Origin of the sequence: Saccharothrix sp. (assembly GCF_031180885.1) — a bacterium.
Lineage (GTDB): Bacteria > Actinomycetota > Actinomycetes > Mycobacteriales > Pseudonocardiaceae > Actinosynnema.
Genome location: NZ_JAPSLK010000005.1, coordinates 266,314 through 289,245, shown reverse-complemented (window position 1 = coordinate 289,245; position 22,932 = coordinate 266,314). Strand labels below are relative to the sequence as shown.

Genomic DNA, 22,932 nt, shown 5'->3' with positions numbered 1-22,932 from the left:
GTTCGACGTTGCCGTGGAGGGTGTCGGGATCCGTGCCCCGCACGCGGGCGAGCTCGGCGGTGAGCCGTTGCAGCGGCACGATCGAGGTGAAGGGCCGCAGCCACGGGTCGGTGTGCGCGAACCAGAGTTCGTCGTCGGTATCGCCGCAGGTCACGACATTCGAGCCGAGTTCGGTCAGCAGCCCCCGCAGCGTCGCCGTCCGACCCTGGTCATCGGTTCCCGGGGTGAGGCTGATGACGTTCATGCCGGCCCTGAAGGCAGCGGGCGTGCCGTGCAGGCTGAACTCGGTCGACATCGCCTCGGTCCAGAGCCGTGCCCCCTCCTTGATTTTGAGCGCGGCCTCCGCCACCGTGATCGCGTCCAGGTCGAAGCCGGTCAGCAGGAGCGGCTCGCTGCCGGCACAGCGCCGCGCCACCGCCACCGGAGCCGGTGCGTCCACGGTGCTCCGCAGCGCCGCCGGCAACTCCTTGAGCGCACCCGCGAACCGGTCGGTGTTCGGCCCGCCCAGGCGCGCCGTCAGCGCGGCCAGCACGGCCAGTGAGGACAGGTAGGACACGGTGAACGTGCCCGCGGTCTCGTTCGCGCACGTGCGCAGCACGACCTCGGCGTTCTGGTCCGGGGCGTCCGCGCCGACCACCGCGACCGTCGCGGCGCCGGTCGCCCGCGCTTTGTCGAGCGCCGCGCGCGGATACCGCTTGTACCCGCGGTGGCTGATTGCGACGACCTGGTCCAGCGGGGTCAGCGGGTAGGACAGCGCCAGGTCGTGCGCGTCGACCGCGGTGGCGTGGACCCGACCGTCGAACAGCAGCCAGACCCACGCGGCGGCGACCCGCGCGGCGTGCAGCGAGGTGCCGATACCGGTGAAGACAAGCGGCCGATCGGCGCTCAGCCTCGGCACCTCCGTGTCGAGCAGCCGGGTGACCTCGTCGGGTTGGGCAGCGATCTGATCGTCCAGCGCGAACCTCATGGCAGGGACGCTAGGGCCTAGAGTGGTAGGCCAACCAGGTCCACATATCAACGATGGGGCAGTCCACTATGCCGCGACGCCCGGTGACGACACTGCCTGCCGTCATCCCGCTCGCGCGAGACACCGGACGATCACTCCGCTGGCGGATACACAAGGGATTCAAGGACGCCATCCTGACCGGGCAACTCGAGTCCGGCACGCGTCTGCCGTCGACGCGCACACTCGCAAGCTCGCTCGGCGTATCACGCTCCACTGTGGTGGAGGCGTTCGACCAGCTCGCCGCGGAAGGCTTCCTCGACCGGCGGCCCGGATCCGGCACCTACGTCAGCCGGCAGCTCGCCACGCTCCGGGCAACCGACCGGACCGGAGCACCCGGGACGAATCCCGCCCGCCGGCCCGCGCACCGCGCCTCTGCCGGCGCTCGTGAACACGCCGTTCTGCCGCGGCCGTTCACCCCGTGCGAGCCAGACGCCACCCTGTTCCCGCACCGGCTGTGGGCCAGGCTGCTCGCCAGGCACGCCCGCACTCCCGGAACGTCGGAGGCGGCGCCGGGCCCGGCGGGACTGCCACAGCTGCGGAAGGCATTGGCCGCGCACCTCGTTCTGTCCCGGGGTGTCACCGCCGCACCCGAGCAGATCATTGTGGTGTCCGGCGCCCAACAGGCTCTCCACCTGTGCGCGCACGCGCTGCTGGACCCCGGCGACGCGGTGTGGTGCGAGGACCCGGGTTACCTGGAGGCACGGGCCGCGGTCGCACTCGCCGGAGCGCGACCAGTGCCGGTACCGGTCGACGGCGACGGACTCGACGTCGATCTCGCGACCGACCTCGCACCGCACGCACGCGCTGCCTACGTCACCCCGTCCCACCAGTTCCCGACTGGCAACGTGATGGGACTCGCGCGGCGACTGCGCCTGCTCGATTGGGCCGCCCGCAACGGAACCTGGATCGTCGAGGACGACTACGACAGCGAGTTCTGTTACGACAACCGGCCACTGCCCGCGCTGCAAGGTCTCGACGACCACCAGTCCGTCGTGTACGTGGGCACCCTCAACAAGATCGCCTATCGTGGCTTGCGCCTCGGCTACCTGATTGCGCCGCCCGCCGTCACGGACGCCTTCCTCGCCGTGGCGGACACGATGTCGACGTCCCCGCCGGTTGCCGTGCAGTCCGCCATGGCGGACTTCATCTCCGAGGGCCACCTCAGCCAGCACATCGGCCGGATGCGCACGACCTACCGCGAACGCCGCCAACTCCTCGTCGACGAACTCCACCGCGTCCTCGGCGACCGGATCCAGCTCGAACCGGCCTCACGTGGCATGCACATCCTGGCCACGCTCAACGCTGTTCCCAACGAATACCTGGCCAGACGCGGTACGGCACGCGGCCTGGACCTGCGAATGCTGTCCGACTACACGCAAACCCCGATGTCTCGCGAGGCGATTGTGCTCGGATACACCCACCTCCGACCAGAACAGATCCGATCCGCAGTGGTCGACCTCGCCTCACTCCTGTCCACAACAGACAGACGACTGTGAAGGTGGGACAGCAGGCATCGAGTATAAACCGTGCCGGAGGCGACATCGAACCCATCGGCCAAACGGGCGCGAGTGTCGTCGGTGCGCGAGCACGAGCAGCACTGCTGACCAGGAGCGGGCCGCCGCCACAGCGATCGGCCCTGTGTTCGGTGCTCACGGAGCAGGTCGCCTCCGTAGGGCACGTACCGAACCTGGGCTGACCTGGGGATCTGTGTCTCCCGGCCGACCGCGCGCTTGTGCGTGGCTGGGGAGACCTGGTTTGAGCTGGGGAAATTCTTGAGGTCTTGGCTTGAGCCCAGGTGCGGGCGCCTGGTTGTGAGGGCTTGGCCACGGGCGTGACGAGATCACGGATGGTGACTCATTCACATTGGGCTACTTGCGGAGCGTGATCGTCGTGTCGGGCTGGTCGGGTCTGCAGTTCCGTCTCCGGAAGAGGACATCCATGACTGTGGCTATGCGTTCGCGTACTCCAGAGGACCGCCTGAGTCGACTGCGGGAGCGGCTGCGGGGTGTCCACGCTGGCCGAGGGGCGGGTGGAGTCCTCGAAGAGGGCTCAAGGGGTGCGGCCAAGGTAGGCCCAAAGCCGCCATAACCCGAGTTCCCGCAGATCAACGCCTTGAGCCCGGAGGCTGATCAAGAGTTGGAGATGGCCCTGCGGTCGAACTGCGGGTCGGCTCGATCGTCCGGGTGGGCGGGCTGGCGGCCGCCGGCCGGTACCGCATGTCCCGCAGGAGGTTGGCCGAGGCGACCGGGGTGACCGGGGTGACCACCGAGGCGGAGGCGGTGCTGGCTCGTTGCGCCGAGTACGTGCAAGATGCTTCTTGACCGATACACCCACCAGAGGAGTGAGATGACCGCGATCGTGCGCGTCTTGGACCGGCAGGTCCTGGACAGTCGTGGCAATCCGACCGTCGAAGTCGATGTCCACCTCGATGACGGCTCGTTCGGCCGCGCCGCGGTGCCGTCCGGCGCGTCGACCGGCACCAACGAGGCCGTCGAGCTTCGTGACGGCGACAAGTCCAGGTACCACGGCAAGGGCGTGCGCAAGGCGGTCGGCGCGGTGAACGGCGAGATCGCCGACGCCGTGCGCGGCCTCGACGCCGAGGACCAGGCCTCGTCGACCGGACCATGATCGAGCTGGACGGCACGCCGAACAAGGGTCGCCTGGGGGCCAACGCCACCCTCGGCGTCTCGCTGGCCGTGGCCAAGGCGGCCGCCGCCGCGCACCGGCAGCCGCTGTACCGCTACGTCGGCGGCGTGTTCGCGCACCTGCTGCCGATGCCGATGATGAACATCATCAACGGCGGCGCCCACGCCGACAACGCCATCGACTTCCAGGAGTTCATGATCGCGCCGGTCGGCGCGGAGAACTTCGAGGAGGCCGTGCGGATCGGCTCCGAGGTGTTCCACACCCTGCGCAAGACGCTGCACGACGCCGGCCACAACACCAACGTCGGCGACGAGGGCGGCTTCGCGCCGAACCTCAACTCGGCGGACGAGGCGCTGGAGTTCGTCGTAGGCGCGATCGAGAAGGCCGGCTACACCCCGGGCGAAGACGTCGCGCTGCTGCTGGACCCGGCCGCGTCGGAGTTCTACGCCGACGGCGTGTACGACTACAAGGGCGAGGGCCGCAAGCGCTCCGTCGAGGAGCACGTCGCCTACCTGACCGAGCTGGTCGACAAGTTCCCCATCGTGTCCATCGAGGACGCGATGGCGCAGGACGACTTCGACGGCTGGAAGCAGATCACCGACGCCATCGGCGACCGCTGCCAGTTGGTCGGCGACGACCTGTACTGCACCAACGTCGAACTGCTGCGCAAGGGGCATCGACCTGGGCATCACCAACTCGATCCTGGTCAAGGTCAACCAGATCGGCACGCTCACCGAGACGCTGCTGACCGTGAACACAGCCTTCAAGGCCGGCTACTCGGTGGTCATGTCGCACCGCTCGGGTGAGACCGAGGACTCCACCATCGCCGACCTCGCGGTGGCGGTGAACTGCGGCCAGATCAAGACCGGCTCGCTGTCCCGGTCCGACCGGACCGCCAAGTACAACCAGCTCATCCGCATCGAGCAGGAACTGGGCTCGCAGGCCGAATACGCGGGCCGCACCTCGCTCGCCGGCCGCCGCTGATGCCGTGTGTTGGGGTGCGCCCCGCGGCCCGCACCCGACCACACGCAGGCCAGGCCCAGGAGTCCGGGGCCGGGTTGCCGATCAGTCTCGTCTCGCCGCGCTCGTCGCGCACGATGCGGCTCGCACCGATCGTGGCGAGGTCCCAGTGGTCCAGGGCCGCCCCGCTCTCGTGCGACGAGCCCAATTCGTCAGAGTTTTCGGCACGCTGATTGCCTGCTTCATCGGCATCTTCCGTGTCGCGCAACAGCCGGATGCGGATCAGCGACGAACGACGCATGGTACGGGCTGGCCGACCCGCTCAGCGGTCTGACCCAGGGACATGTCGGAGGCCGACGGACGCCGCCTGGTAGTCGGGATTGCCTCGGTGATCAAGATCCTTGTAGACGCTGCCAGGCTCCTTGCCTGACCGGCCTGGTCCTTGCAGCCGGTGGCGCGTCTCGGAGGGGTGACCCGGTGATCGGTCCTGTGGGCTGATCGGCCAGGCTGATCCCGCATGTCGAGTGCGGGAGGTGGGCGGAGTCGGACGATCGGTGGGGCGACCCGCACCTTCACCGACCCGCGGCTCTGCGCGGCGATCACCGACCGGCTCGCCTTCGCCGGCAACATCATCGAGACCGGCACACACAGTCTTACCGGCTCGCCCACGCCCGCAGCACCCGCGCGAGCTGAAACCACTGCCGCGACACGCCACCTGCTGCTGCCGGCCCGAGACCGGATGCGACCACAATTACGTTCATGGCGTTCCTGCAGCTCACCGCGATCATCGTCGAGGACTACGACGACGCGATCGCCTTCTTCACCCAGGCACTGGGATTCGAGCTGGCCGAGGACTCGCCGGCCCGCACCAACGACGGCCGTCCCAAGCGTTGGGTAGTCGTCCGCCCGCCGGGCGCGGAGACCGGGATCCTCCTTGCCCGCGCCGACGGCGAACACCAGGGCGCTGCGATCGGCAACCAGCACGCCGGTCGGGTCGGCTTCTTCCTCCGAGTCGATGACTTCGACGCCACCTACCAGCGCATGGACGCCGCCGGGGTCGAGTTCCTCACCGAACCCCGAACTGAGCCCTACGGCCGGATCGTCGTCTTCCGCGATGTCGCCAGCAACCGCTGGGACCTCCTAGGCCCCGCCACCTCTTCCTGATCTCAGTCCGGGGCCACATCGGGGGACTGTAAAACGCTCCTCTGTCAAGCGGGGGTTGGCCGGGTGCTGGTGGCGTCGGCGTGTAGGGCGCGGTAGACGACGTCGGAGAGGTGTCGTTTGAGCCTGCGGAGGGCTTCGAGTCCGCCGTCATTGGCGGCTCGGCGGCGGGCGAGCAGGTTTCGGGCGTCGGGGTGGCAGCGGGCCTGGGTGAGGGCGATGCGGTGCAGGGCGGCGTTGAGTTGTCGGTTGCCGGTGCGGCTGAGTCGGTGGCGGGTGCGGTTGGATGACCAGACGGGTAGTGGCGCGGTGCCGTTGTGGCGGGCGTAGGCGTCGCGGGAGCGGAACCGGCGGATGTCGGCGGTCTCGCCGAGGATCTCGGCCGCGGTCAGTGCTCCGCGGCCGCGGATGCCGAGCAGGGTGGGGGCGAGTTGTGCGACGAGCGGACTGATCTCGTCGAGCAGCGCATTGATCTGTTCGGTGAGACGTCGGCAGTGCTCGACCAGGGCGCGGGCCAGGCGGGCCACCGTCCCGTGGTGGGAGTCCAGTCGGGTGATGATGGCCTGGTGTGCGCTCATCCGGTCCGGTGATCGGGCGGCGGGGTCCCGATCCGGTTCGAGTTCGTGCAGGTGCCACCGCAGGCGGTTGATCGTGCGGGTTCGCTCGTCGACCAGGGCTTCGCGCATGTCGACCAGGAGCCGGACTTCGCGGTCCGGGCCGTCCGGTTGGGCGGCGGGCAGGTCGGGTTCCCGCAGGGCGGCGCGTGCCACGGCCAGGGCGTCGATGGGGTCGGATTTGCCGTGGGTGCGGGCGGCGTCCCGGGCGCCGGTCATCAGCTTGGTCGGGACGCGGACGACGCGTTCGCCGGCGCCGAGCAGGTCGGCTTCGAGCCGTCGGGTCATGTTGCGGCAGTCCTCGACCGCCCATACCCGCTGTTGGTCGTGTTCGGCGGCCCAGCGCAGCAGGGCCAGGTGGTCGGCGCTGGTGGTTCCGACGGTCTTGGTGGCGGGTTTGCGGCCCGGCTCGTTGACGATGACGGCGGTGTGGGAGCGCTTGTGGGCGTCGATCCCGATGACGATCACGGCTGAGGATGTTCTCCTTGGCGGGACGGTGGATCAGCCGGTGGCATGTCCCAGTCGAGATGGGTGATCATGCTCCTCTCAAGCCATACCGGCAGTCCTGGAGTCCGGCGGGCCGCAGGATTTACAACAGCCACCATGTGGGGCAACGATGCGGCCGGGCGAACCCACCGGACTTGATCAGAATGACACTGGAACGAGCGGTTCTGTCGCTGATTGCGTGATCAACGAGTTCAGGTGTCCACTGGCAGCTTCGGCGAGTCTGTGATCATTTTCTGGTGTGGTCATGACTGGTTGGACGTTCTGCTGCCGCACCTTGCCGGCGTGGTGGTGGAGCGGGTCGAGCGGACCTCCTCGGGCATGCGGATCTGGGCGTGTACGAAGGTACAGACCGCGCCTTGCCCATCCTGCGGTGTGCGGTCGGGTCGGGTGCACAGCCGCTACGACCGGAAGCTGGACGACGCTCCGGTGGCCGGTCGGCCGGTGGTGCTGCGACTACGGGTGCGCCGGTTCTTCTGCGATCACCCGGAGTGCGAGGTGGGGACGTTCTCCGAACAGGTCGACGGTCTGACCGTCGGTCACGCACGGCGCACCCTGTCGTCGCGCACCGCGTTGGAGTGCATCGGATTGGCGTCGGCGGGCCGGACCGGAGCACGCCTGGCCGCCGGTCTCGGACTGCCGACCAGTCGAAGCACGCTGCTGGCTGACCTGTCCGCTCTTTCCACCCGGCAGGTGGTGTCCGCGTCGGTCTCCGAGGACCGCCGGATGTTGATCGAGCTGTTCTCGCGGATGCGGTCGGGTCGAGGCTTCCTCAACGACCTCACCGCTGTTCCGACGGACGCGAGGGGTGTCATCAAGCCCACTCTGGTGATCGCCGGCCGCAACGACGGTTCGGTGCCGTTCGCCCGTGCCGAGGCGCTTGCCTCCGCGGTCCCGCACGGCAGTCTCGTCGAAAGCAGCGCCGACGGCCACTTCATCTGGCTCGGCCTCGACTGGCCGGTGATCAGCGGCAGGATCCGCGACTTCCCGGCTGCCTGAGTACCGGCCGACACGGGTCCGGAGGAGTCGGCAGGCGGGTGCCTCGTCCGTGCCGGTAGTCGGGGCCTGCGCCGTCGGTCCGGGCAATGCCGCCCGCGTGGGCTGTCGCCGGCACGTGCTGGTACGCGCGGGCAGGCGTCGTGACCGCTACGTGCGACGTCGCGCCGTTGCGTTGATGCCCCGTGAAGGACCGGGTGCTCCATCCCGGTGGTCGTGCGTGTCGATACGGCCATAGGTGGCGAAGCAGACGTGGGGGCTCGATAGGGTGGCACGGTCATGATCGACTACGTAACGTGAGGGGAAGTCACCAGTGGCTGTTTCCGTGGACTTGGCCAAGCAGTTGGACAAGGCGTACGAGGGGCTGACCGTGGCCGAGGTCCTCGACGCGCCGGTCGCGGCGTTGGCCGGGGTCAGTGAGGGTGACGCGGAGAAGTTGGCCGCGGCCTTCGGGATCAAGACCGTGCGGGACCTGGGGACCAGCAAGTACTTCAAGCTCGCCGCAGCTCTGGTGGACCTGGACCGGGCTGCCGAGTAGCGTCGCGGACAGTGCTGTTTCGGCGGGGTGCGGGCCGAAGCGCCCGCGCCTCGTCGGACCGGCCCGGCTGTGGGCGTGAATACCGGGACAGTCCGGCTCCTGTCCATGCCATCGTGCCTGGTGCCGCCCGGCAGTTCCTGATCCACGTCGCGCTGTGGAGCGTTCGGTTGACCACCGCGCTGGGAACGGTGGTCCGGCATGGGACTGATAGTGTGCCGCTCGAAAAGTCATCGCTGCTGTTCAAGCGGCTTGTCTGTACTCGTTGACGAGGCCGCCGAAGATGCGGGTGCGGAGCACTCTGTGGGCGGCAAGGTCGTGTACTGCGGCAGGGTGCTGCTGAGCCTCGAGTGGTAGTTGGTCGCGGGCCTGGTGGGGTCGGTGGCGGTTGTAGTGGTCCTCGCAGGTCTTGAGGACCTCACGTGCGTGGCTCTCACCCGTGATCAGGATGTGGTCGAGGAGTTCGCGTCGGAGGGTGCCGATGACCCGTTCGCAGTGGGCGTTCATCCTTGGTGCCTGCGGCGCGCACTTGATCACGCGCAGGTCGTCGCCCTGAAAGATGGCGTCGAACGTCTGGCTGTACTTGCCGTCGCGGTCACGGAGAAGGAAGCGTAAGGACTCCGTCCGGCGACCGAGGTCGGCGGCGAGGTTCCTGGCCTGCTGCGCGGTTCATGCCTGTGTGGGGTGGGCGGTGACGCCGGTGATGCGAAGGCGCCGGATGCCGTGTTCGAGGAACGCCAGTGCGTACAGACGTCTACCGAGCGCGGTGTCGATGTGGAGGAAGTCCGCCGCGATGATGCCCTGAACCTGGGCGGTGAGGAACTGCCGCCAGGTTGGACCGGTGCGGCGTGGTGCCGGGTCGATGCCCCGCGTCGTGAAGGATCTGCCAGACCGTCGAGTAGGCGATGCGGTGGCCGAGCCGGGCCGGTTCACCCGGATCCGGCGGTGACCCCATCGTGGACTCTCCCTGGCGAGCCGCAGCACGAGCGACTTGACCGCCGCTCGTGTCGGTGGGCGTCCGGTGTGTGGCCGCGCGGAGTAGTCCCGCCTACGGGCCACGAGTGTGCGGTGCCAGGCGAGTAGGGTGCCCGGCGTCACCGGGAGGACCTCCCGCCACCGCCGACGACCCACCAGTCCAGCGAGGGCGGCGAACCACAACCGGTCGGCGGGCTCATAGCGGACCGGTCCCGCGACTTGCCGACGGAGCACCGCGTTCTCGTGCCGCAGCACGAGCAGCTCGGCATCTTTCGCCGCCTCGCTGCGCAGCAGCACCGACGGAACGGACAACAACCTCCGGGTCACCGAGTACAGCAGGGACACGATCACCCGGACATGCTCTCAACCTGCCATTTAACTTGTTCGGCGGGGTTTGGTGCCCTTCTTGTAGTGGGTTGGTCGGGTGTATGCCTGGCCGGTGGCCAGGAGTAGTCCGACGTCGAACCGTTGCGCGGTAACGCGGTTCCTCGATCCGGGTGGTCGTCCTGGTCCGGGTCGGGTGGATTTCGGTGCCGCCGCTGGACGTGCGATCTTCGTGTGGAGGTTGCGAAATCCGCGGCGGACGCGGGCCGGGGTGAGTCTGTCGGGTTCGACAGGGCGTTCCCAGGGGTGGCGTAGGTCGGCGACCAGTGGTCGGGCCAGGCGGAGTTGGGTGTGGGCGGCGAGGATCAGCCAGGTCCAGCGGTCGGCGGCCTCGGGGCTGCGCAGTCGGGGCTTGGTCCAGCCGAGGGTCTGTTTGAGCAGGCGGAATGTGTGCTCGATGTCGAAGCGCCGCAGGAACATCTGCCAGTAGCGGTCGACCTCGGCGGGTCCGGCGTCGGTGTCGGAGCACCACAGCCAGACGGGCTTGTTCACCCCGCCGCTGGGCAGGTGTTGCACCGTCAGGCGGATGACGGTGCCCTCGATGAGCGGCAGCGGCCCGTCGTGGTCGATCCAGGCGGCCCGGCGGGTCATTCGCGGGTGCAGCCGGTTCCAGGCCTGTGCGGTGGCGGTGCCGTAGAGACGGGTGTCGGTGCGGGTCGTCACGTCCTCGGCGCCCCAGGTGGCCGGATCACCGAAGACGAACTCGCTGCCGTGCTTGGGCCGACGTCCCCTGGACGGATTGCGGACCGGGGTCGGTGCCGGGCGGAGCAGCACCCGGTCCGACCGCATCCGCCCCAGCACTTGCACCGGCAGATCCGCCAACAGGTAGGCGATGCGGGGTGCGTCGTAGCCGGCGTCGAGCACCACCAGGATCTCCGGATCGCCCTGCTTCCACTGACCGGCGGCGATCAACCGCCCGACCACCGCGCGCAGTTGCGTGACGGTCACCGCGGCGACGTCCGCGCCCGGCGGCAACCGGACCGCGTCCAACAAGGCGGTCCACGACGTGCCACCGGTCTCCAATGCGGCCACGAAGGAGTACGGCCGTCCCGGGATCATGCGGTGCTCGTTGCGGCCGCGGCCGTAGGTGTGGCAGAAGGAGCGGTCCGGGCAGGTGTTGCCGTCCGGACGCAGCCACGGCGAGACGTCCACCGCCAGCACCAGGCGACCGTCCGCCGCACGGGACAGCGGCAGCCCGGCCAACGCGTCACGTAACCGTTCCGAGTCGATCCGGCCGTTGTTGACCGCGTCGTACAACCCGCCGTGCCCTCGTCGATGCTCCGGCGCCAGCGACAGGCCGACCAGCGTCCGCACCGGCCCATCGGCGCACAGCACGGCAACGGCCAGCTCGAACAGCCCGTCCGCCCGGCGGGTCAGGCAACGGTGGAACTCACGCCGGAACCCGGACAACTCCCCGAGTGCCGGCCCGGAGTCGAGATGGTGCACACTGATCACGCAGCCCTTTGGTCGATCATCCTTCTGTCGCAAGAGCGATGATCAACCAAGGGCTGCTTCCATGATCAACCGGAGTGCACGTCACCGACCGGGACCTTAAACAGCAAGCTCAAGCGGCGGCAGCACTGCTCTGCCGGCGACGATGACCTTTCGAGCGGCACAAAGGGCTGGGTCAGGACGGTTCCCGGCCGAGCAGCGCGGGCTGCGCCGCGCTAGGCGTGCCACCATCACGATCGCGACCGCCAGGGGCAGGATGCCGAGGAGGATCCGCACCTGTGTCTCGTCGGTCATGTGGAGGGTGTCGTTGTTCAGTAGGTAGCCGAACGATGTGCTGGTGGCGTGGACCGCCGCGCAGAACCAGACTGTTCCGGATACGGCCCGCAGATAGGTGAGACCGATGCCGGTGCCGAACGCTGTCGCGACAGCGGGGAGGCCTGCGGTGGGCGTGATCGCGAGGAGCACGAGGGTCTGGAGGGTCGTGGTGGCCGTGAGGAGGGGCCAGCCGCGCATCCGCTCGGCGAGGTTCGTGTACACGTATCCGCGGAAGAGCGACTCCGCGGGTAGCGAGTAGACGACGAACGTGACCACGATGGTGAGCGGGAGGAGCAGGGCGAGCCGTCCCACGGCTGGTGGATCGGCCGCTGGGGCGATGTCCAGCGCGCCTGTGCCCAGCACAATGCCGAGCCCGGCCACCACTGGCAGGAGCCAGGCGAGGATGCCGGCGGCGGCCGGGCGCCAGCCGCGGTGGGGCGACGCCAGTGCGAGGTCGGACCACGAGCGGCGGTCGGCCGGCCGCACGGCGAGTACGACGAGCGCGGCCCAGCACAGGCCCTGCACGGCGAGTGGGAGGTGCCGGTCCAGCCAGCCGTCGTTCGTGGCGGGCAGGAGAGCACGGCTCAACGCCCCGGTGCCCGATGCCGCCGCGGCCATCAGGATCCCCTTCGCGCGGGGTGCCCTCTCGCCGGACCGCGCCCAGTACGCGGGATCGGGGTGCGGGTGTCGTCCTGTCCGTTCGTCATGTCCGTCCTTCGTGCTCAGGTCGCGTGATCGGCGGCGCGTGCCGCGTGCGCCGCGTAGCGCTCGGCGATGGTGTGGAAGGCGCGTTTCTGGCGCCAGTGCTCGGGTTCGTCCGGGTCGCCGGTGCGTGGCGGTGACACCGCGACCACCCCGAAGCTGGCCATGTCCTCGTCCCGCACGGGATCGGGCCGGTGCGGCAGTTCGGGATGACTGAAGACATATACGAAGACCCCTCGGACGCCCATTCGCTCGAAGAGGTCGAACGCCCTGTCCAGGTAGTCGGCCTGCACCTGCTCGTCGCGGACGGGGCGGCCACGCAGCGGCCGGTCGCGCCTGCCGGAGAGCACGTCGAACCCGCCGGCCCCCTTCTCCGCGGCGCCCCGGTAGGTGCAGCACCCGACTTCCGTGGCCAGCACCGGTGCGTCGTGCGCGGTCCGGGCGGTGAGGCCTGCCTCGAACCGCCACTCGTTGGTGGCGTCCGGGTAGGCGTCGAGCCCGACGTAGTCGAACCTGGTCCAGTCGACCCGCTCCCAGTCGCCCGAGGAGTAGGTGAGCGGGCCGTCGAAGTGCTCGCGGGCGACGTCGACGGCGCGGTCGAGAACCCGCCGCAGGCGCCGGTTGAACCAGGGCAGCAGCGGCGCGGCCCAGGCCAGGTTCCGACTGCGCCGGACGAAGGTACGGCCCGGCACGATACCGGCCATCGAGGTGCTGACCTCGCAGCCGAGGTTGAGCCCGACCTGTGCGGCGCCGGGCACGCGCCGCAACCCGGCGGCAATCCGCGCCGTCTCGGCGATGTCGGCCAGCAGCCGAGGGTCCGGCAGGTCGAAGGGCCGGGGCTGGAGCCAGGTGTGGAGCCCCAGCCCACTCGCGATCTCGCCTGCCTCGGCGAGCCGCCGGGTGCTCGTCGCCATGACGGACACAGCGTTGCAGTGCAGCTCGTCGCGGATCACCCGCAGGTCCCGTTCCACATCGGGGAGCCGCCATCGCGTGCGTGACCACCAGTCCTTCTCGTAGCGCACGCCCGCGTCGTAGCAGATGCCCCGGAACTCGAAGGTGGTCATGAGGCGCCCGGCCGGACCGCGCGCAGGATGAACGCCACCAACCGCCTGCCGTAGTCGTCGAGGTCGAGCGACTCGTCCTTCTGCCATTCGGTGAGCACGCCGTCGAGCCCGTGTACCACGGTCAGAGCGGCGATGCGCACGTCGAACGCACCGAACTCGCCCGCGTCCCGGCCGGCCTCGAGGATCCCCACGATCCCCTCGATCTCCTCATCGCCTGACTGGAGGTACAGGGGAGTGCCGGACTCGTCCCGATGACTGATCACGATCTCGGACGCGGCGAGCCACCTGGTCCGGTGGTCACGCAGGTACTCCAGTTGCCCGGTGATGGTCGCGGCCAACCGTTCCGTCCATGTGCGGCAGCTCGCGAGTGCGGCACCGACCGCCTCGCCGCACTCGTCGAAGACGGCGGTGACCACCTCGCGCAGCAGTTCCTCCTTGCCGGCGAAGTGGTAGGAGATCACGCTCTTCGAGATGCCCGCGGTCGTCGCGATGTGGGCCAGCGAGGCGTTCGCGTAGCCACGCTCCGCAACCGTCTCGATCGCGGCATCGATGATCTGCCGGCGCCGTGCCACCTCGACAAAGGATCGGCCGGTCGACCCGTTTTCTGAACGCATGGACAAAAATTAGGCCGATCGGCCTGATCGGTCGAGGGCGTTCGGAGCCGTCCGCCAAACCGCCTGTGGGGTGCCAGAAGTCGGCCGCACGGTTTGACCTGCGGTTAGGTGGCTGCGTGTTCAAACCGGCGTCCCCTGTCTCCCACGGGACAACCATCCCTCTTGGTTCAGGTCTCCACGCTACGAGGGGAAGCACACATCGGCCGATGGCCCGGCGGTGGTCATGGAGCGGGGTTTGGGGCAGCGGCTTCCATCGGCAGGCCGCGGGCCGTGACGACCCGGGCGCCGCCGTCTGCCAACTGGTATGACAGGCCCACCACGGCGGTCTGCCCGGTCGTGACCTGGTCGGCGAGCACCCGGGAGCGATCAAGGAGGAGAGCGACGGTATGCCGGATGTGCTCGGCGATGATGTCGTCGTCCTGGGTGAGTCCGGTGGCGCGGGCGGACAGGACGCTGGGCGTGACGCGCTCGATGAGGTCGCGCACGTATCCGGTGGCGACGACACCGTCGGTGAGAGCGGCGCGGGTGGCGGCGACCGCGCCGCACGAGTCGTGTCCCAGCACCACGACCAGCGGACAGTCCAGCATGCTCGCGCCGTACTCGATGCTGCCCAGCACCTCCGGCCCCACCACATGGCCTGCGGTGCGGACCACGAACAGGTCACCCAGGCCCCGGTCGAAGATGATCTCGGCGGCCAGGCGCGAGTCGGAGCAGCCGAAGAGCACGGCGAACGGGCGCTGGCCGGGTGCGGTCTCGGCACGGCGCGCGGCGTCCTGGTGCGGGTGCTGCGGCGTGCCCGAGATGAAGCGCTGATTGCCGGCCAGCAGCAGATCGAGAGCTTCGGACGGAGTCAGCGGAGCATCGGTCATAGCCGCAGGCTACGACCAGGCCGCACCTGCCCGCCACCTGCTCGATGGGCCCGCCACATCAGCCGCGAGCGGCGTCCCGCCGAACGGGTGGTTCCAGGAGGCCGCCCGCTCACCGCCGGTGTCGGTGGCCTGGGGTCACGGAACGGCGTGTAGGTCGGGCGCCACCGTCCACCGGTGATCGCGCCCGCGCGGGTGAGGACGGGGACCGCACCGGTGAGATCCACGATGGAGAAGGCGACGGCGGCCGCGGTGGGCCCGCCGTCCAGGTAGACGGCGACCGGGTCACCGAGCATGCCCTGCGCGGCATCGCAGTCCTGTGGGGAGGGCTGTCCGGTCAGGTTGGCGCTGGAGAGGACCATCGGCCCGGTCTCAGCGAGCAGGCCAAGCACCATCGGATGGGACGACATCCGCATCGCGACCGTGCCGTGGGTCTCGCCGAGGTCCCGGGTCATCGACGGCTGGTGGCAGACGATCAGGGGCAACCCACTGGTCAGAACGCCTCCACCAGAGCCCACCCGCGCTCGGGAAGATCAGTGAGCCTTTTCCGTGCGTCCAGTAGAGCGGGGGTTGATCATGTAGGTGGTTGATCGTCGTTCGTAAGCTCGTCGTCGCCTGCCGGTGTGAGTCCGGTCCGGGTAGCTGCCAGGAGGCCCGGTAGCAGACTGGCGGCTTGGTCTGGAAACGGGCCGGGTCGAAGCTAGTGTCGAAGGCCCTATGGGGGAGCGACTGAGCGGTCCGTAGCGTGAAGCGAAGCCTGCGGCGTCGTTACTCAGCTGCCTGTTGTGGGTGGCACTAGGGAGAGCCGAGCCCTTCGAAATCGGGGTGAAGGCCATGGAAGCGGTGTAGCGCCTGGATTGCAGCCGCGAGGAACTCCCGGGCGTATGGGGCTCGGAACGTTCAGATGGTGGCGGCGGGAATTGGAGAGGCCCTCCCCGGTCCGGCGATCTGCGGGTGGTGTTGTCGGAGCGTGGTGTCCTATAACCGATGATCTCGGGAAATGGATCACTGGCCGGGAGGGGGTCGGAGGCGGCCGTAGTGCCGGTTGAGCCGAGCGGACAACACAACCGCCGGTGATGGGAAGGGCCGCTACTTCGTCGACGCGCCTGATGTTGAGGAGGAGCCCGGTGAGTGCCGGTTTGGCTGGTCCCGCCGCTTCGGGATCGATCGTTGATCCGGTTCGCGCCTTGCGCACATGCGCTGTACCGGGCGGCCAAGGCCGATCCCGGACGTCGGTTCCATGCGCTGCGAGACGAGATCTTCCGCAGGGATGTCTTGTGGCGGGCGTGGGTCGCGGCGCGCCGTAACGACGGTGCACCGGGCATCGACAAGACCACCCTGGACCAAGTCGAACAGCACGGGGTTGCTCGTCTGCTGGGCGAGTTGGCCGGCGAACTGGGGGGCGGCAGCCATCGGCCGTTGCCGGCGCGGCGGGTGTTCATCCCCAAGCCGGGCAGCAGCGGGTTGAGGCCGCTGTCGATACCATCGGTGCGTGACCGCATCGTGCAGGCCGCGGTGAAGATCGTGCTCGAGCCGGTCTTCGAAGCGGACATGCTGTCGGGCGGTTTCGGGTTCCGCCCGAAACGCTCGGCGCACGGCGCCCTGCAGGTCCTCATCGAGGAGTCCGCGCGGGGGCAGGCGGTGGGTGATGCTGTGCGCAGGGGTGATAGAGCACGGTCTGGTTCGTCGGGAGATGGCCGGCAGTCCGCAAGGCGGGGTGGTTTCCCCGCTGCTGTGCAACGTCTACCTGCACCGGATGGACCGGCAATGGTCGACACGAGAGCAGGGGGTGCTGGTCCGGTATGCCGACGACGTGCTGGTGATGTGCAAGTCCCGCGAGTAGGCCGAGGCTGCCCTGCAGCGGCTTCGACAACTGCCGGCCGAACTCGGCTTGCAACCGAAGGAGACCAAGACCAGGATTGTGCACCTCCAAGTCGGTGGGGAAGGTGTGGGCTTCCTCGGCTTCCACCACCGGCTGGTGACATCCCGGCCTCGCGACGGACGACGCCCGTTCACCTTCCTCGCCCGCTGGCGCGCGAACAAGGCCAAGCAGCATGCCCGTGACCGGATCCGGGAACTCACCGCCCGGCGCCGGCTGCTGCTGCCCGTTGAAGTGATCGTGCAGGATGTCAACGCGTTCCTGCGCGGCTGGGCCGGGTACTTCCGTTACGGACACTCGGCGGAACGCTTCAGCAAGATCAGACAGTATGTGCGGATGCGGATCGCGTTATGGCTCAGCAAGCGCCACCGCCGCAGCCGCCACTTCGGCCGTTGGGCACTGCTGCACTTCACGCCCGACGAGTTCGGTCTGATCCGGCTCTACGGAATCGTCGTGCAACCCAGGGCTGGCAAACCCTGGCGGGACAAGCCGAATGCCGGCGGTGGACGACGTCGGTAAGCCGTGTGCGGGAGAACCGCATGCACGGTTTGACGGGCGAGAGCTGGAAACGGACCCAAGACCGGCCACGGCCATGGAGAAGAACACCCTGACCGGGAAACCAGTCGGGCACTGCGGCTCCATGCCCTACCGCCGAGCAGCAGGCACCGCGCCAGCTCCCGACCCTCCAACCTCATCCAGCGTTGAGGTGGAGTGTGAGGACGGCTCGGGTCAGGTCGGTGATGCGGGTGGTGGAGCAGCGGAGTCTGCGCAGCAGCCGCCAGGCCTTCAGGACCGAGACGGCTCGTTCGCCGAGGGCGCGGATGCGGCCATGCGAGCGGTTGACCGCCTGCTGACCGGGCGAGAGGTTGTGCCACTTGCCGCGATAGGGCACGCGGACCGGGCCGCCGGCGCCCCGGTAGGCCCTGTCCGCCCAGCATGGGATGTCCGCTGCGGCTAGGGCGTCGACGATGCCGTGGGTGCGGGCCGTGGTCAGGTCGTGGGTCGAGCCGGGCAACGCGGGCGAGGTCCAGAGCAGTCGCCCGGCGGGGTCGGCGGGGACTTGGATGTTCATGCCGTGGCGCTTGTGTTTTCCCGAGTGGTACGGGCGGTCGGCGGCGATGCGGTCGATGGGCGGCAGGGTGCCGTCGAGGATGATGTAGGCCTTGCGCGTGGCGACTTTCAGCGCGTCGGCCAGGTCCGGTGCCAGTGCGGCCAGGAGTTGGACGGCTTCGTGGATGTAGCGGCAGACGGTGGCCGGGCCGACGCCGAACCCCGCGGCCAGGCGGCTGTAGGTGTCGCCGCAGCGCAGATGCGCCAGCACCAGCAGGGCCTGGTGTCCGGGCTCGAGCCTGCGCCACCTACTGCCGATCCGGCGCCGGTGCGTGGTCAGTTCCCGCGCAAGGAGCTGAAGGTGTGAACTGGACAGGTCGATCGCGGATGGGTAGACAAGCACTCGAAGCTCCTGGCGATGGCCTTGCTCTTGGTCGAGAAGTCATCTACCAGGAGTTCGCCATGCTTCCACCACGGTCACCGCCCACACCGCCAGGTTGGAAAGGCCTCAGTGACCAAGTCGTGCAGGGCGTCCGGGGAGGCGCCCAGCACCGGCGAGGGCATGGCACGGCCCCGGCCCTTGGCCTGCAGCGCGACGATCACCATGGCCAACGCGGTGGACAGCTCGATCCGCTCGCGCAGCACGACGCCGACCGCCGCACAGGCGGCCGGCAGCACCAGGGCCAGTGCCCACCCGGCGATCCTATGCGACCGGGTCAAGGCTCCGATGACGGGATTGCGCCCGATCCGCCACCACACACCCCGACGGGCCTCGTGGTGGGTGACCATGTGCATGTCGATCGGACCGGACGCCTGGAGGACCGCCGCGCCGATGCCCTCGTCGAACACCTGGGCCAGCCGCGAGCGCCGGGGCGTGCCGAGCACCAGTTGGGTGGCGTTCACCCCGCGGGCGAACTTTAACAGCGCCGTCGGCACGTCGTCGCCGACTACCGTGTGCAACGTCGCGCCAATGTCATCGGCGAAGCTGCGGCACTTGGCGAACGCCGCGTGAGCGCCGGACCCCGAACGTAATCCGGCGCACTGGAACAAGACCGTGTCGCCTGTGTTCCGGTGCGTTGATCGGTTCACGGTCGGCGGCTCCACGGCGGCAGGACGCAAAGTCCACAGTGAACTCGCCCACAAGCACCCACCGGCTGAGCGGGAACCTGCGGAGCCGCCCTCGATGTCGGTTACAAGACATCCCTTGGTCGGTTTTCGACGGCGGCGTCGAGCCTGCCCCGTTGGTCCTCGGTCGCGAGCGCGATCAGCCTGCTCTCGATGTGCGGTGGCAGGTCTTTGATGTCCACCTCGACGCCGGACTTGTGCGAGTGGTCGATGAAGGTCAGCAACGCCTTCGCCCCGGACATGTCCATGTAGTCCACGTTCCGCAGGTTGAGCGACAGATCCGACCGGCTGTTGCGCAGAGTGGAGAAGACATGGTCGACGGACAGGAACGACAGGGGCCCTTCGATGCGGTAGGTGTCGCCGCCTTCCGGCACGATCAGGGCTTTCCGCCGGCGTGACTGCACGAAGTGGACGATGAGGGCCAGGGTGACGCCGACCGCGACGGCCACGGTCAGGTCGACCAGCACGGTGACGATCATCGTCGCGAACATCACGACGACGTCACCTCTCGGGGAGACCCGTGCTTTGCGCAGGCTCTCCCAGTCGAACATGCCCAGCGCGGTCAGGATCAGGATGCCCGACAGGACCGGGAGGGGGATGTACTGCACGACGGCCCCGAGGCCGGCCACCAGAGCGAGCAGGAGGACGCTGTGCGTCGCGGCTGACAGCCCGGTGCGGCCACCGCTTCTGACGTTGACCACGGACCTGACCGTCGCGCCGGCGCTCGCCAGGCCGCCGAACAACCCGCTGGCCATGTTGCCGAGCCCCTGGCCGACGAGTTCCCTGTTGCTGCGGTGCCGGCCGCCGGTGATGTTGTCCATGACCACCGAGGTCAGCAGCGAGTCGATCGAGCCCAGCAGCGCGATGCTGAGCGCGGGCAGCACGAGGGTGAGGATCAGCGAACCGCTGAAGTCGGGAATGGCGATCGAGGGGATCGACTCCGGGATCCGACCGATGTAGTCGACCGCGGTGTTGAGCGTGACCGGACCGATGCGCACGTCGCGCAGCAGTGGGTCGGCCAGCGGCAGGATCGCGGTGATGGTCACGAGCGCGATCAGGCTCGACGGAATCGACTTGATCACCCGTGCGGACACGAGCATGAGCACGATCGTGGCCGCGACCACCAGGAAGCTTCTCCGCACCTGATCGAGCTCGCCCAGGATGATGATCAGTGCGATCCCGCCCATAAACCCCGACACCACGGGGTGGGGTATGTAGCGGATGAGCGATCCGAGCCTGCACAGCCCGAACAGGATCTGGAACGCGCCCGCCATGACGAACGCGATGAACGCGGACTCCAGTCCGTGCGCGGCGATGACCCCGGTGGCGACCACGGTGATGGGGCCGGTGGGCCCGGTCACCTGACCCGGCGTGCCGCCGAACACCGCGGCGAAGAAGCCGGCGAAGATCGCGCCGTACAGTCCGACGAGCGCCCCCTCGGAGGTGCCGGTCGCGGTGACGCCGAAGGCGATCGCCAGTGGTAGCGCGACGACGGCGACCGTCAGCCCTGAGAGAATCTCTGTGGTGATTCGCCGGCCCATGGGCTCCCCTCGCTCCACGACATGCTCACCTGCGCACCGCGAGCAGAGCTGCCGATCGGACTCCCCGCACTCCTGCTCCTGATTGCAAAGGTGTCGTAAAGATCTTTTCAAGGCAAGATCAAGGCAACCCCATCGAAGCCTGTCCACATGCCCTTGACAGCCGCCGGCGGCGACACGCGGCCGAGCTCCCCCACTTCACGCCAACAGCCCTGGCCTGCGCGGAATCGCCCGGCCGATCGAGCAGACGGGCGATATTCCACATCAAAACGAATGAAAATTCCCATAATGTGGACTGCGTTTTGTGACCAGTGACACACACACCGTGACATCGTCACCCGCTCGGCATGCGCATGGTCACGAACGCCCTCAGGCGCCCCCGGACGAACGCCCACTGCGAACGAGTCATCGGCACCATCCGACGCAAAGCCCTCGACACCCGCAGACTGCTGCACACCTGGATCCCGGCCGGACTCGTCAACGAGTACAGACACGCCGCGCGATCAGCGGCGATGACTTTCGAGCGGAACGGGGGGTTGCGGGTCTCCACGCGCGAGCCGGGTGGTCCGTCGCCGCCGACCGCCACCCAGGCAAGCGCAAGACCACCGGACGACGGCCGCGAACACTCCGCGCCCGTGCTTCACCGTCCGACTTGTTGAATTTACAACGATCAGCAGATGAAGGTTGACAGCGGGGCACACCCCTCGGGTAGGTTCAGCGCGCTGATGCGACCGGATCGACGGTCTGATCACGATGTGCCGGGAAGCCTGGTCGGCGTGTGCTTCGCCGTCGACTGGAGTTGATCTTTATGTTACCCCTGCCACACGAGTCTGCCGTGCCCGAATTCCACATCGGCGCGCGCCCCATCAGGCCCGCCCACCCGGCCGTTGGTGATCGCCGAGACCGGCATCAACCACGAGGGCGACCCCGCCAAGGCCCACCGGGATGATCGACGACGCACTCGACGCCGGCGTCGAGTGCGTCAAGTTCCATCCAGACGCACGTCGTCGAAGACGAGACGATCCCGACGACGTCGTGCCGGGCAATGCCGACGAACCCATCTCCATCTACACGATGACGCAGCGCTGCGCCCTGTCCGCGGAGGTCGAGCGGGACGTCAAGGACCACGCCGAGGAACGCGGCCTGATTCTCCTGTCCACACGGTTCTCCCGGGCCGCGGCGGACCGGCTCGCGGCGCTGGACGTGCCCGCGTACAAGATCGACTCCGGCGAGTGCGACAACTACCCACTGGTCAAGCACATCGCGGGACTCGGCAAGCCGGTGATCCTCCGAGCAGCCCACCATCGACTTCGCCTACGCCTGCGTCGTCACGACCCGCCCGGTGGCGCGGGCGAGGTGTTGACCGAGGGCAACACGTGGGTCAAGCGACCCGGTACCGGGCAGATCAGGGTGCGGACCACTCGTCCGTCCTCGGCAGGCGTGTCCTGCGCGATCTGCCCGCGGACCGGCAGGTCGCCTGGAACGACCTCGCGGATGCCTGACCGTTCCCGCGAGGTGCCGTTCGTCACCGACACCCGTGCGGACTTCAGCAAACTTCGCCAGGTCATGCTCGCCGTCCAGGACAGCGAACGCCTGACCGCCCGCATCGTGTCGGCCCGGGATGCACCTGCTGCGCCGTCACGGCTACACCGTCCGGGAGGTCGAACGCGCCGGGTTGCGCAATCTGCACCTGATCCCCAACCAGGTCGACGGCGAGCCGATGGCGCCGGCGCTGCCACCACCGTCCAGGCGCTCACCCGACTGGTCCACGAGGAGCGGCCCGACGCGATCGTCGTCCACGGCGACCGAGTCGAGGCACTGGCCGGCGCGCTCGTGGACAACCCCGCGCAGACCACGTTCGAGCACGCCTGGGGCGCCCCCGTCCACGTACGCCCGAACACCGCCTGCGCCGGGAAGCGGACCTGCTCAAGCAACGATTTCCAACACCACACGAGGCTGCTCGCCGAGCAGGTGGCCGCGATCGAGGTCAGACTCGGCACCCTGGAAGCCGACCGGAGGCTTCCGGTGGGTGGTGCCGGCGACGGTGACGACTCCGGCGAAGCTGCGGCGCTGCTCGACGCGGTCAGGAGCGAGCACAGCCGTGTCCGTGCCCGAATAGCTGCGGTCGCGAGCTACGAGGAGCGCATCCACCGCCTGGAGAACGCGCTCGCGCACCAGCCGTCGCAGGCGGAGGAACCTGCCTCATCTGCACGACTGCCCGGCCGCACCGCGTGCCCGGCACGGGAATGACTCGATCGTCACCCCGCGCCGGGCACAGCGCCCACAGCCGTCCATGACCGCGCGAAGCCTCTCATGTGCAAGTGGGCGTCGGACGGGTGTGGCACGCGGCGCCGCACCGGACAATATTGTCGCTATTGTCCGGTTCAGGTAGGTTCATCCAGTAACAACGTGCCGCTGTCTCGAGAGTAGGCGATCATGTGACTGTCCGGAGAGGCGTCCGCTGACCGCGAAGCGGAAGTCGTTCCGGCCTGTAGCCATCCATCGGGAGGATGCCGCGTCGATGCTGTTGCCCGACCATTGCCGAA

22 protein-coding genes and 1 pseudogene are annotated in these 22,932 nt (G+C 68.6%); 10 read left to right on the top strand and 13 right to left on the bottom strand.

Going from position 1 to position 22,932, the window contains the following annotated elements; genetic code table 11:
• On the bottom strand, positions 1–967 hold a 967-nt coding region (locus RIN75_RS10910), incomplete at its 3' end, for an SIS domain-containing protein (protein WP_309111714.1).
• Between the two features lie 83 nt (positions 968–1,050).
• Between RIN75_RS10910 and RIN75_RS10905 the strand changes: the two genes are divergently transcribed.
• The 4 genes and pseudogenes from RIN75_RS10905 to RIN75_RS10890 all read left to right on the top strand — a co-directional run bounded on the left by RIN75_RS10905 (position 1,051) and on the right by RIN75_RS10890 (position 5,776).
• Complete coding sequence (locus RIN75_RS10905; protein ID WP_309111713.1) at positions 1,051–2,502, top strand: PLP-dependent aminotransferase family protein; 1,452 nt, start codon at positions 1,051–1,053, stop codon at positions 2,500–2,502.
• A gap of 687 nt (positions 2,503–3,189) precedes the next feature.
• On the top strand, positions 3,190–3,327 hold the full coding sequence (locus RIN75_RS10900) for a hypothetical protein (RefSeq protein WP_309111712.1): 138 nt from the start codon (positions 3,190–3,192) through the stop codon (positions 3,325–3,327).
• A 25-nt stretch (positions 3,328–3,352) separates the two neighbouring features.
• A pseudogene (gene eno, locus RIN75_RS10895) lies at positions 3,353–4,636 on the top strand (phosphopyruvate hydratase).
• Positions 4,637–5,371: 735 nt separating this feature from the next.
• Positions 5,372–5,776, top strand: a complete 405-nt coding sequence (locus RIN75_RS10890; RefSeq protein ID WP_309111711.1) for a VOC family protein — start codon at positions 5,372–5,374, stop codon at positions 5,774–5,776.
• 44 nt (positions 5,777–5,820) lie between these two features.
• On the opposite strand, the gene RIN75_RS10885 is transcribed toward RIN75_RS10890, so the two are convergent.
• Positions 5,821–6,855, bottom strand: a complete 1,035-nt coding sequence (locus RIN75_RS10885) for an IS110 family transposase (protein ID WP_309111710.1) — start codon at positions 6,853–6,855, stop codon at positions 5,821–5,823.
• A gap of 291 nt (positions 6,856–7,146) precedes the next feature.
• Here RIN75_RS10885 and RIN75_RS10880 point away from each other — a divergent pair, with 291 nt between their 5' ends.
• Together RIN75_RS10880 and RIN75_RS10875 are read left to right on the top strand one after the other, a co-directional pair.
• Positions 7,147–7,890: a transposase family protein gene (locus RIN75_RS10880; RefSeq protein ID WP_309111709.1), complete on the top strand. Its 744-nt coding sequence runs from the start codon at positions 7,147–7,149 to the stop codon at positions 7,888–7,890.
• A gap of 310 nt (positions 7,891–8,200) precedes the next feature.
• Positions 8,201–8,425: a hypothetical protein gene (locus tag RIN75_RS10875; protein WP_309111708.1), complete on the top strand. Its 225-nt coding sequence runs from the start codon at positions 8,201–8,203 to the stop codon at positions 8,423–8,425.
• 240 nt (positions 8,426–8,665) lie between these two features.
• On the opposite strand, the gene RIN75_RS44055 is transcribed toward RIN75_RS10875, so the two are convergent.
• Positions 8,666–8,905 (bottom strand): integrase core domain-containing protein, encoded by a 240-nt coding sequence (locus RIN75_RS44055; RefSeq protein ID WP_375295936.1) that lies wholly within the window; start codon positions 8,903–8,905, stop codon positions 8,666–8,668.
• Here RIN75_RS44055 and RIN75_RS10870 point away from each other — a divergent pair.
• Complete coding sequence (locus tag RIN75_RS10870; protein WP_309111707.1) at positions 8,804–9,037, top strand: hypothetical protein; 234 nt, start codon at positions 8,804–8,806, stop codon at positions 9,035–9,037. The two genes, RIN75_RS44055 and RIN75_RS10870, sit on opposite strands and share 102 nt — an antisense overlap.
• 54 nt (positions 9,038–9,091) lie before the next feature.
• Here RIN75_RS10870 and RIN75_RS10865 read toward each other — a convergent pair whose 3' ends face one another.
• From RIN75_RS10865 to RIN75_RS10835, 7 genes are all read right to left on the bottom strand, one after another.
• Entirely contained in the window at positions 9,092–9,748 is a 657-nt protein-coding gene (locus RIN75_RS10865) for a hypothetical protein (RefSeq protein WP_309111706.1), read from the bottom strand.
• A 24-nt stretch (positions 9,749–9,772) separates the two neighbouring features.
• Positions 9,773–11,236 carry an NF041680 family putative transposase gene (locus RIN75_RS10860; RefSeq protein WP_309111705.1) on the bottom strand — a complete coding sequence of 488 codons (1,464 nt, stop codon included), beginning with the start codon at positions 11,234–11,236 and terminating at the stop codon, positions 9,773–9,775.
• A 96-nt stretch (positions 11,237–11,332) separates the two neighbouring features.
• Positions 11,333–12,166, bottom strand: a complete 834-nt coding sequence (locus RIN75_RS10855) for a type II CAAX prenyl endopeptidase Rce1 family protein (RefSeq protein WP_309111704.1) — start codon at positions 12,164–12,166, stop codon at positions 11,333–11,335.
• A 104-nt stretch (positions 12,167–12,270) separates the two neighbouring features.
• Positions 12,271–13,314, bottom strand: a complete 1,044-nt coding sequence (locus tag RIN75_RS10850; RefSeq protein ID WP_309111703.1) for a hypothetical protein — start codon at positions 13,312–13,314, stop codon at positions 12,271–12,273.
• Positions 13,311–13,928, bottom strand: a complete 618-nt coding sequence (locus RIN75_RS10845) for a TetR/AcrR family transcriptional regulator (protein WP_309111702.1) — start codon at positions 13,926–13,928, stop codon at positions 13,311–13,313. Before RIN75_RS10845 ends, RIN75_RS10850 begins: the two co-directional genes overlap by 4 nt.
• A 221-nt stretch (positions 13,929–14,149) precedes the next feature.
• Positions 14,150–14,797, bottom strand: a complete 648-nt coding sequence (locus RIN75_RS10840; RefSeq protein ID WP_309111701.1) for a carbonic anhydrase — start codon at positions 14,795–14,797, stop codon at positions 14,150–14,152.
• A complete protein-coding gene (locus tag RIN75_RS10835; RefSeq protein ID WP_309111700.1) occupies positions 14,794–15,249 on the bottom strand; it encodes a Sua5/YciO/YrdC/YwlC family protein in 456 nt (151 codons plus the stop codon). Before RIN75_RS10835 ends, RIN75_RS10840 begins: the two co-directional genes overlap by 4 nt.
• Before the next feature lie 1,238 nt (positions 15,250–16,487).
• Here RIN75_RS10835 and RIN75_RS10830 point away from each other — a divergent pair.
• Both RIN75_RS10830 and RIN75_RS10825 read left to right on the top strand, forming a co-directional pair.
• Positions 16,488–16,637: a reverse transcriptase domain-containing protein gene (locus tag RIN75_RS10830; RefSeq protein ID WP_309111699.1), complete on the top strand. Its 150-nt coding sequence runs from the start codon at positions 16,488–16,490 to the stop codon at positions 16,635–16,637.
• A 105-nt stretch (positions 16,638–16,742) separates the two neighbouring features.
• Entirely contained in the window at positions 16,743–17,192 is a 450-nt protein-coding gene (locus tag RIN75_RS10825) for a group II intron maturase-specific domain-containing protein (protein ID WP_309111698.1), read from the top strand.
• Positions 17,193–17,364: 172 nt separating this feature from the next.
• Here RIN75_RS10825 and RIN75_RS10820 read toward each other — a convergent pair whose 3' ends face one another.
• The 3 genes from RIN75_RS10820 to RIN75_RS10810 form a co-directional block, all read right to left on the bottom strand.
• Positions 17,365–18,126 carry a transposase family protein gene (locus RIN75_RS10820; protein ID WP_309111697.1) on the bottom strand — a complete coding sequence of 254 codons (762 nt, stop codon included), beginning with the start codon at positions 18,124–18,126 and terminating at the stop codon, positions 17,365–17,367.
• 74 nt (positions 18,127–18,200) lie between these two features.
• Entirely contained in the window at positions 18,201–18,683 is a 483-nt protein-coding gene (locus RIN75_RS10815) for a hypothetical protein (protein ID WP_309111696.1), read from the bottom strand.
• A gap of 230 nt (positions 18,684–18,913) precedes the next feature.
• Positions 18,914–20,536 (bottom strand): SulP family inorganic anion transporter, encoded by a 1,623-nt coding sequence (locus RIN75_RS10810; RefSeq protein ID WP_309111695.1) that lies wholly within the window; start codon positions 20,534–20,536, stop codon positions 18,914–18,916.
• Positions 20,537–21,331: 795 nt separating this feature from the next.
• Between RIN75_RS10810 and RIN75_RS10805 the strand changes: the two genes are divergently transcribed.
• Positions 21,332–22,636: an N-acetylneuraminate synthase family protein gene (locus RIN75_RS10805; RefSeq protein WP_309111694.1), complete on the top strand. Its 1,305-nt coding sequence runs from the start codon at positions 21,332–21,334 to the stop codon at positions 22,634–22,636.
• The last annotated feature ends 296 nt before the right edge of the window (positions 22,637–22,932 follow it).